Source organism: Pseudomonas sp. (assembly GCF_050739995.1).
In the GTDB taxonomy this organism is placed as follows: Bacteria; Pseudomonadota; Gammaproteobacteria; order Pseudomonadales; family Pseudomonadaceae; genus Aquipseudomonas.
Genome location: NZ_JBOICG010000416.1, coordinates 1 through 9,892, shown reverse-complemented (window position 1 = coordinate 9,892; position 9,892 = coordinate 1). Strand labels below are relative to the sequence as shown.

The window sequence follows — 9,892 nt, the reverse complement described above, 5'->3', positions numbered from 1 at the left end:
TCCAAGTGTGGGAGCTGGCTTGCCTGCGATGGCAGCGCCTCGGTCCTAAAGCGAAGCCATCTCGGTTTCAGTCTCAACAGGCTTTGTTGCCTGCAACTGCCGCATCTGCTCACACCCCCACAACACCCGCTCCGGTGTCGCCGGCGCATCGATCTTTGGCTGATGGCGATAATCACCGAGGCTCGCCACCGCATCCTTGATCGCGCACCACGAGGCAATCCCGAGCATGAACGGCGGTTCGCCCACGGCCTTGGAATGAAACACCGTGTCTTCCGGATTCTTACGGTTTTCCACCAGTTTCACCCGCAGGTCCAGCGGCATGTCTGCCACGGCCGGGATCTTGTAGCTGGCCGGGCCGTTGGTCATCAGCTTGCCCTTGTTGTTCCACACCAACTCTTCCATGGTCAGCCAACCCATGCCCTGGATGAAGCCTCCTTCTACTTGGCCAATGTCGATGGCCGGGTTCAGCGAGGCGCCCACGTCGTGAAGAATGTCAGTGCGCAGCATTTTGTATTCGCCGGTCAGGGTATCGACGATCACTTCGCAGCAGGCTGCGCCGAATGCGAAGTAGTAGAACGGCCGACCGCGTGCCTGGCCACGGTCGTAGAAGATTTTCGGGGTCTTGTAGAAACCGGTGCTCGACAGTGAGACCTGAGCGAAATACGCCTGCTGGATCAAGGCCTCAAAGGTCAGGATCTGATCGCGCACGCGCACGTGGCCGTTGTGGAATTCCACATCCGCCTCACTCACGTCGTATTTGCGTGCGGCAAACTCCACCAGGCGCTGCTTGATGGTTTCGGCAGCGTTCTGCGCGGCCTTGCCGTTCAGGTCGGCACCGCTGGACGCCGCGGTTGGCGAGGTGTTGGGCACCTTGTCGGTGTTGGTCGCGGTGATCTGTACGCGGTCGATTTCCACCTGGAACACTTCGGCCACCACCTGTGCAACCTTGGTGTTCAAGCCCTGGCCCATCTCGGTGCCACCGTGGTTCAAATGGATGCTGCCGTCGGTGTAAATGTGGATCAGTGCACCGGCCTGGTTGAGGAAGCTCGCCGTAAACGAAATGCCGAACTTCACCGGTGTCAGCGCCAGGCCTTTTTTCAGGATCGGGCTGTGGGCGTTGTACAGGCGGATCGCTTCTCGGCGCTCGGCGTATTGGCTGCTGGCCTCAAGCTCGGCGGTCATCTCTTCGAGCATGTTGTGCTCGACGGTCTGGTAGTAGTGGGTGACGTTGCGCTCGGTCTTGCCGTAGTAATTGGCCTTGCGCACGGCCAGCGGATCGAGCGCCAGATGACGGGCAATGGCGTCCATCACTTCCTCGATGGCGACCATGCCTTGCGGGCCGCCGAAACCGCGATAGGCGGTGTTGGAGGCGGTGTTGGTCTTGCAGCGATGGCCGTTGACGGTGGCATCGCCCAGATAATACGAGTTGTCAGCGTGGAACATCGCACGGTCGACAATCGAATTCGACAGGTCCGGCGAACAGCCGCAGTTACCCGCCAGCTCCAGGTTGATCCCATGCAGTCGGCCATTGTCGTCGAAGCCGACGTCGTACTCGATATAGAAGGGGTGACGCTTGCCGGTCATCAGCATGTCTTCCACCCGGGGCAGACGCATCTTGGTCGGCTGGCCGGTCAGGCGTGCTACCACCGCGCACAGGCACGCCGGGCTGGCCGCCTGGGTTTCCTTGCCGCCGAAGCCGCCGCCCATGCGGCGCATGTCGACGACGATCTTGTTCATCGATACGTCCAGCACTTCGGCCACCAGCTTCTGTACTTCGGTGGGGTTTTGCGTGGAGCAGTAGACGATCATGCCGCCGTCTTCGGTGGGCATCACCGAGGAAATCTGGGTTTCCAGGTAGAAGTGTTCCTGGCCGCCGATATGCAGCGTGCCCTGGATACGGTTTTTTGCGGTGGCCAAGGCGCCGGACGAATCACCGCGCTGGTGGGTGTGGCTATCGAGCACGAAATGCTTCTTGCGAAAGGCCTCGACCACGTCCAGTACCGGTTCCAGGTCTTCGTATTCGATCACCGCTGCCATGGCGGCCTTGCGTGCGGTTTCCAGATCGCGGGCGGCCACCGCCAACACAACCTGGCCGACAAACTGAACGGTGTCGATGGCCAGCAGCGGATCGCCGGGCATCAGCGGGCCGATGTCCTTCAGGCCCGGTACGTCTTCGTGTGTGATGACAATGCGCACGCCGTCAAAGGCGTAGCAGGGCGCCGTATCGATGCTGATGATGCGTGCATGGGCGCGGTCGGACATGCGTGCATACAGGTGCAGTTGATTCGGGAATTCCAGGCGGTCATCGATGTACTGTGCTTCGCCGCTGACGTGTTTGGCGGCGCTGTCATGCTTGACGCTGCGGCCCACGCCGGACGTGAGGTCCTGGGCAAACAGCTCGGCGAGTTCGGCCTGGGTTTTAACGACGGCGTGATGGTTAGACATAAGCGGTCACCCGAGTCTCGATGTGCGGCGTTTGCAGTTCGATGAAGTATTTGCGCAGCAGGTTCTGTGCGCTGAGCAGGCGATATTCCTTGCTGGCGCGGAAGTCCGACAGCGGGGTGAAATCCTCGGCCAGGGCGGCGCAGGCTTTTTCCACGGTGGCGGCGTTCCAGGTCGCACCGACCAACACGGCTTCGCAGCTTTTCGCGCGCTTGGGCGTGGCTGCCATGCCGCCGAAGGCAACGCGGGCATCGCTGATCACACCGTTATCGATCTTCAGGTTGAACGCGGCACACACTGCGGAAATATCATCGTCCAGCCGCTTGGAAACCTTGTACGCACGGAACCGCGAGTGGCCCTTGGGTACGATGATCTTCTCGATGAACTCGCTGTCCTGGCGGGCGGTGACGCGGTAGTCGATGAAGTAGTCTTCCAGCGCGAGCGTGCGGCGCGTATTGCCTTTACACAGCACGATCTGCGCGCCGAGGGCGATCAGCAGGGGCGGTGAGTCACCAATGGGCGAGGCGTTGCCGATATTACCGCCCAGGGTTCCCTGGTTACGGATCTGCAGGGAGGCAAAGCGATGCAGCAGGTCGCCGAAGTCCGGGTATTCGTGATGCAGCGCGGCGTAGCAGTCGGACAGGGCGGTGGCTGCGCCGATTTCCAGCCGGTCGTCGAACGACTCGATGCGCTTCATTTCTTCAATGTTGCCGACGTAGATCATCACCGGCAGCGTGCGGTGAAACTGCGTGACTTCCAGTGCCAGGTCGGTGCCGCCGGCCAGCAGGCGTGCCTGCGGATAGGCGTCGTAGAGGTCGGCCAAATCGGCCACCGTCAGAGGTACCAGGCAGCGTTTGTCGCCGCTGTTGAGTTCACCGGTTTGGGTCGGTGCGATGGCTTTGAGGCGAGCGATGGTCTCGGCCTGGCGGCTGTCGAACTGATCCTGGGGTTTGTTGCAGCAGGCCTGTTCGGCGGCAGCGAGGATCGGGCGGTAGCCGGTGCAACGGCACAGGTTGCCGGCGAGGGCTTCGTGGGCTTTTTGGCTGTCGGGAGCGTCGCTGTTTTTTTGCAGGGCGAACAGCGACATCACAAAACCCGGGGTGCAAAAGCCACATTGCGAGCCGTGGCACTCGACCATGGCTTGTTGCACGCTGTGGAGTTGGCCTTGGTGCTTGAGGTCTTCTACGCTGATCAGTTGTTTGCCGTGCAACGACGAGACAAAGGTCAGGCAGGAATTGAGGCTGCGATAGCGAATCTGTTCTATGCCGTGTTCATCGCTGTGCAGTTCGCCGACGACGACGGTGCACGCACCACAGTCGCCGCTGGCGCAGCCTTCCTTGGTACCGGATTTGCCCAAATGCTCACGTAAATAGTTGAGCACGGTCAGGTTGGGGTCCAGGGCGTGCTCGCTACGGAGTTCCTGGTTAAGTAAAAACTGGATCACGGAAGGCCTCGCAGACTCATTATTGTTGTTAACCGCTTTGCGCCGAATCTAGTCATCTCTGACTTTTCGGTCAATGATTTTCTGACCAGAAGGTCAAGAAAATCCGGTCGCAACACTTTCAATTATGGTCCAGTCTTCTGGAACCGGCGTTTTCGGGGGCTTGTGGCTGTTCATCGTTGCTTATTTCATGCCAAATTCGCCCCGGTGGGCGTAGCGCCATCAGCGGGCCAATGCGCTACACTGCCGCGCTTGTACCGATAGAAGATTTTGAAGGGAAAACATGACGTTCAAGGCGCCGGACAGTCTCGCCGAGCAAATTGCTCACCACCTCGCCGAACGTATCATTCGCGGCGATCTCAAGCCTGGGGAGCGAATCCAGGAACAGAAGGTCACACTGGCGCTCAATGTCAGCCGTGGTTCCGTGCGTGAAGCCTTGCTGATCCTCGAACGCCGCCACCTGATCGCGATCCTGCCGCGCCGTGGTGCCCATGTCACCGAGCTCACTGCGCACAAGGTGCAGAGCCTGTGCACGTTGATGAGCGAGTTGTACATCCTGCTTGGCAATGCCGTGGCCCAAGGCTGGCAGACCCAGGCCGACATGGCGCCATTCGTGCAGATCCAGCAGCGGCTGGTCACCAACTTCGAGCGCCAGGACATCCGCGCCTTCGTCGAAGAAAGCTTCAACGTGATGCGCGCCGCGTACCCCTTCGCCAACAACCCGTATTTGCAGGAAACCGTCGAAAACCTGCAACCGGCGATGAACCGCGCCTATTACCTGGCCCTGGATCAGCGCAAGGCGTCCATGAGCGAGTACCTGGCGTTGTTCGAGCAGTTGCTTGCCGCCGTGCTGGCCCGTGACCTGGTGCAGATTCGCCTGGTGTTGTCGGCTTACGGCGAGCGCAGTTGCTCGTTGGTGATCGCTGCGTTGGCGGACGCCTAAACGTGCGGCTCAAGTGCATCAAACTGGCGGGGTTCAAATCCTTCGTCGACCCGACCACGGTGAACTTCCCCAGTAACATGGCGGCGGTGGTCGGGCCCAACGGTTGCGGCAAGTCGAACATCATCGACGCCGTTCGCTGGGTGATGGGCGAGAGCTCGGCAAAAAACCTGCGCGGCGAGTCGATGACCGACGTCATCTTCAACGGGTCGACCAGCCGCAAGCCGGTGAGCCAGGCGAGCATCGAACTGGTGTTCGACAACTCCGACGGCACCTTGATCGGCGAATACGCGGCCTACGCGGAAATCTCCATCCGTCGCAAAGTGACCCGCGACAGCCAGAACAGCTATTTCCTCAACGGCACCAAATGCCGACGCCGTGACATCACCGATATCTTCCTTGGCACAGGCTTGGGCCCGCGCAGCTACTCGATCATCGAGCAAGGCATGATCTCCAAGCTGATCGAAGCCAAGCCCGAGGACTTGCGTAACTTTATCGAAGAAGCGGCCGGCATCTCCAAGTACAAGGAGCGCCGCCGTGAGACGGAAAACCGTATTCGTCGCACCCATGAAAACCTCGCTCGCCTGACTGACCTGCGCGAAGAGCTGGAGCGCCAGTTGGAGCGCCTGCACCGCCAGGCCCAGGCCGCCGAGAAATATCAGGAATACAAGGGCGAGGAACGCCAGCTCAAGGCGCAACTGTCGGCCCTGCGCTGGCAGGCATTGAATGATCAGGTCGGCCAGCGCGAGGCGATCATTGGTACCCAGGAAATCAGCTTCGAAGCCTTGGTGGCCGAGCAGCGCAATGCTGACGCCAGCATCGAGCGGCTGCGTGACGGCCATCATGACCTGTCCGAGCGCTTCAATCTGGTGCAAGGCCGCTTCTACTCGGTGGGCGGCGACATTGCCCGCGTCGAGCAAAGCATTCAGCACGGCCAGCAACGCCTGCGCCAGCTGCAGGATGACTTGAAGGAAGCCGAACGCGCGCGGCTGGAAACCGAATCTCACCTGGGCCACGACCGCACCTTGCTGCTGACCCTCGGCGAAGAGCTGGACATGCTCACCCCCGAGCAGGAAATCACCAGCGCCGCCGCCGAAGAGGCCGCCGCTGCCCTGGAAGAATCCGAAACCACCATGCACGGCTGGCAGGAGCAGTGGGATACGTTCAACCTGAAGTCCGCCGAGCCGCGCCGTCAGGCCGAGGTGCAGCAGTCGCGTATCCAGCAACTGGAAACCAGCATGGAGCGTCTGGCCGAGCGCCAGCGTCGGATGCAGGAAGAGCGCGCATTGCTGGCCGCCGACCCGGAAGACGCGGCGATCATGGAACTGAGCGAGCAACTGGCCGAAAGCGAAATGACGCTGGAAGAGCTGGAAGCCAGTGAAGAACAACAAGTGGAGCGCCTGGAGCAATTGCGTCAGCAACTGCAACAGGCGACCCAGGCGCAGCAACAGGCCCAGGGTGATTTGCAGCGGCTCAACGGTCGACTGGCTTCGCTGGAAGCCTTGCAGCAGGCGGCGTTGGACCCCGGTACCGGTACGGCCGAGTGGTTGCGTGATCAACATTTGGCCGAGCGCCCGCGTCTGGCCGAAGGTTTGAAGGTAGAAGCCGGTTGGGAGCTGGCGGTGGAAACCGTACTCGGCGCCGACCTGCAAGCTGTACTGGTGGATGATTTTGGCGGTTTCGACTTGGCCGGGTTTGCCCAAGGCGATTTGCGTTTGCTCAGCCCGGCGGCTGATGGCGCACGGGTGCCGGGCAGTTTGCTGGACAAGGTCGAGGCGGCCATTGATCTGTCGCCCTGGCTGGGACAAGTCAAACCGGTGGACTCTCTGGAGCAGGCGCTGGCTCTGCGCGGTCAGTTGGGTGGCGGTGAAAGCCTGATCAGCCGCGACGGCTACTGGGTCGGCCGCCATTTCCTGCGCGTACGCCGCGCCAGTGAAGCTGAAAGCGGCGTTCTGGCCCGTGGTCAAGAGATCGTCAACCTGATCGCCGAGCGTGAAGAGCGTGAAGCTACCCTGGAAAGCCTGGAAACCGAACTGCAAACCCTGCGCGCTACTCAACGCCAGCAGGAGACCGGCCGCGAACACCTGCGCCGCTTGTTGCAGGATGAAGCGCGCCAGCAAGGCGAATTGAAAGCCCAGCTGTCTGCGAGCAAAGCCAAGGTCGAGCAACTGACCTTGCGCCGCACGCGCCTCGACGAAGAAGTCGCCGAGATGGGCGAGCAGCGTGCCCTGGAACACGAGCAGATCGGTGAAGCGCGCCTGCAATTGCAGGAAGCCCTCGACAGCATGGCCCTGGACACCGAGCAGCGCGAGCTGCTGCTGGCCGAGCGCGACAGCCTGCGTGAACGCCTTGACCGTGTGCGTCAGGAAGCACGGCAGCATAAGGATCATGCGCACCAATTGGCGGTGCGCCTTGGCTCCTTGCGCACCCAGCACGATGCGACGCGCCAGGCCCTTGAACGCCTGGAAATGCAGTCCGAACGCCTCACCGAAAAGCGTGAGCAACTGAGCCTCAACCTGGAGGAGGGCGAAGCCCCGCTGGAAGAGTTGCGGCTCAAGCTCGAAGAGTTGCTCGACAAGCGCATGAGCGTCGACGAAGAACTCAAGACCGCGCAGATCGCCTTGGAAGACGCCGACCGTGAACTGCGTGATGCGGAAAAACGTCGGACCCAGGCCGAGCAGCAATCCCAGTTGATCCGCAGCCAGCTCGAACAGCAGCGCATGGAATGGCAAGCCCTGACAGTCCGTCGCAAGACCCTGCAAGACCAGTTGCTGGAAGACGGCTACGACTTGCACGGCGTGCTCAATACCCTGACTGCCCAGGCCAACGAAAAAGAGGCCGAGGAAGAACTCGAGCGCATTGCCGCGCGTATTCAACGCCTGGGCGCGATCAACCTTGCGGCCATCGACGAATACCAACAGCAGTCCGAACGTAAACGTTATCTGGATGCCCAGGACGCCGACTTGGTCGAAGCCCTCGACACGCTGGAAAACGTCATCCGCAAGATCGACAAGGAAACCCGTAATCGTTTCAAAGATACCTTTGATCAGATTAATGGCGGTTTACAGGCGTTATTCCCGAAAGTTTTCGGTGGTGGCAGCGCTTACTTGGAACTGACGGGCGAAGATCTACTCGATACAGGGGTAACGATCATGGCGCGGCCTCCGGGCAAGAAGAACAGCACCATCCATTTGTTGTCTGGTGGCGAAAAGGCACTGACCGCATTGGCCCTGGTATTTGCCATCTTCAAGTTGAACCCGGCGCCGTTCTGCATGCTCGATGAAGTTGACGCCCCGCTGGATGACGCTAACGTTGGACGCTACGCTCGATTGGTTAAAGAGATGTCCCAGACGGTGCAGTTCATCTATATCACCCACAACAAGATCGCCATGGAAATGGCGGATCAGTTGATGGGGGTCACGATGCACGAACCGGGTTGTTCGCGGTTGGTGGCGGTGGATGTGGAAGAAGCGATGGCGATGGTGGAATCTTGAGCCACGCTTGGAAAGGATTTTTGTAGCTCGATGTAAGGCGTTTTACCGGTCTGGCAAAAGTGGCAAATCGACATATTTGTTCAAGGCATTTTGACAGACGGTGTAAAGTTATCTTTGGTCGTGCTAGTTTAATGTCAATTTTTCGTATGCGTGGGCAAAACGTCAGTCAGAACATAGAGTTGGCGCCACGTTTTAAAGCGGTTTGCACGGTGCTAAACCCCTTATTTTTCAGCATTTTTTATTAGAGGCACGGGATTACATGGAAATCGGTCTGCGCGAGTGGCTGATCGTCATCGGCATTATTGTCATTGCCGGTATTCTTTTTGATGGCTGGCGCCGCATGCGCGGTGGCAAGGGCAAGCTCAAGTTCCGTCTGGACCGTAACCTGTCCAACTTGCCTGACGACGACGGCAGCGCCGAGCTGTTGGGGCCGCCCCGTGTGCTGGATACCCACAAAGAACCGCAACTGGACGAGCACGACTTGCCGTCGATGAGTGCGCCGGTGCGTGAAGCCCGCGAACCGTCCTCCAAACGTGGCAAGCGCACCGCTCCGGTGGTTGCCGAGCCGCGCCAGGCTGACTTGGACCTCGACGTCGATGACGGCCCGAGCTTCAGCAGCCGCGACGACGACTTCCCTGACGAGACCCCGGCCAAAAGCAGTGCGCCTCGCCAGTCGGTGAACGACCAGCCGGCCGCCGAAGAAGTCTTGGTGATCAGCGTGATCTGCCGCGACGCCGCTGGCTTCAAAGGCCCTGCGCTGTTGCAGAACATTCTGGAAAGCGGCCTGCGTTTTGGCGAGATGGATATTTTCCACCGTCACGAAAGCATGGCCGGTAACGGCGAAGTGCTGTTCTCCATGGCCAATGCGGTCAAGCCGGGCACCTTCGACCTGGACGATATCGACCTGTTCAGCACGCCGGCGGTGAGCTTCTTCCTCGGCCTGCCGGGCCCGCGTCATCCGAAACAAGCGTTCGACGTGATGGTGGCGGCAGCGCGCAAGTTGTCCCAGGAACTGAATGGCGAGCTCAAGGACGACCAGCGCAGCGTCCTGACCGCACAAACCATCGAGCATTACCGTCAGCGCATCGTCGAGTTCGAGCGTCGCGCCCTGACACAGAAGCGCTGAGGTTCGATCTTAAGCGTTGCCTGTAGAATCCGTGCACTAACATATTGAGCAGCTTCGGCTGCTCTTTTGCTTTATGAGAGAACACCCATGACCGCCGCCCATACCCGCATCCTCGAACTGCGCGCTGAACTGGATCAGCACAACTACCGCTACCACGTCCTCGACGAGCCGAGCATTCCGGACGCCGAGTACGATCGCCTGTTCCACGAGCTCAAGGCCCTGGAGGCCGAGCACCCGGATCTGGTGACGCGGGATTCACCGACGCAGCGGGTCGGCAGTGCGGCGCTGTCGGCGTTCACCCAGGTCAAGCATGAGATCCCGATGCTCAGCTTGGGCAACGCCTTCGATGAAACCACCATGCTGGAGTTTGATCGCCGGGTCACAGAAGGCCTGGACCTGCCGGTAGGCGATCTGTTTGGTGGTGGTGCGGCAGTGGAATACAGCTGCGA

General features: G+C 60.3%; 6 protein-coding genes. 4 read left to right on the top strand and 2 right to left on the bottom strand.

All coding sequences use genetic code 11. The features are described 5' to 3' along the window. Window positions 1-45 precede the first annotated feature (45 nt). A complete protein-coding gene (xdhB, locus tag ACRESD_RS13800) occupies window positions 46-2,445 on the bottom strand; it encodes a xanthine dehydrogenase molybdopterin binding subunit (RefSeq protein WP_431751413.1) in 2,400 nt (799 codons plus the stop codon). Next, window positions 2,438-3,886 carry a xanthine dehydrogenase small subunit gene (xdhA, locus tag ACRESD_RS13795; protein ID WP_431751412.1) on the bottom strand — a complete coding sequence of 483 codons (1,449 nt, stop codon included), beginning with the start codon at window positions 3,884-3,886 and terminating at the stop codon, window positions 2,438-2,440. The genes xdhB and xdhA overlap by 8 nt, the downstream gene beginning before the upstream one ends. A 280-nt stretch (window positions 3,887-4,166) precedes the next feature. Between xdhA and ACRESD_RS13790 the strand changes: the two genes are divergently transcribed. From ACRESD_RS13790 to ACRESD_RS13775, 4 genes are all read left to right on the top strand, one after another. After that, entirely contained in the window at window positions 4,167-4,826 is a 660-nt protein-coding gene (locus ACRESD_RS13790) for a GntR family transcriptional regulator (protein WP_431751411.1), read from the top strand. Between the two features lie 2 nt (window positions 4,827-4,828). Further along, window positions 4,829-8,317 carry a chromosome segregation protein SMC gene (gene smc, locus ACRESD_RS13785; protein ID WP_431751410.1) on the top strand — a complete coding sequence of 1,163 codons (3,489 nt, stop codon included), beginning with the start codon at window positions 4,829-4,831 and terminating at the stop codon, window positions 8,315-8,317. A 259-nt stretch (window positions 8,318-8,576) separates the two neighbouring features. Further along, window positions 8,577-9,443 (top strand): cell division protein ZipA, encoded by an 867-nt coding sequence (zipA, locus tag ACRESD_RS13780; RefSeq protein ID WP_431751409.1) that lies wholly within the window; start codon window positions 8,577-8,579, stop codon window positions 9,441-9,443. An 87-nt stretch (window positions 9,444-9,530) separates the two neighbouring features. Further along, window positions 9,531-9,892, top strand: a 362-nt coding sequence (locus ACRESD_RS13775) for a DNA ligase LigA-related protein (RefSeq protein WP_431751408.1), incomplete at its 3' end; no start/stop codon positions are given.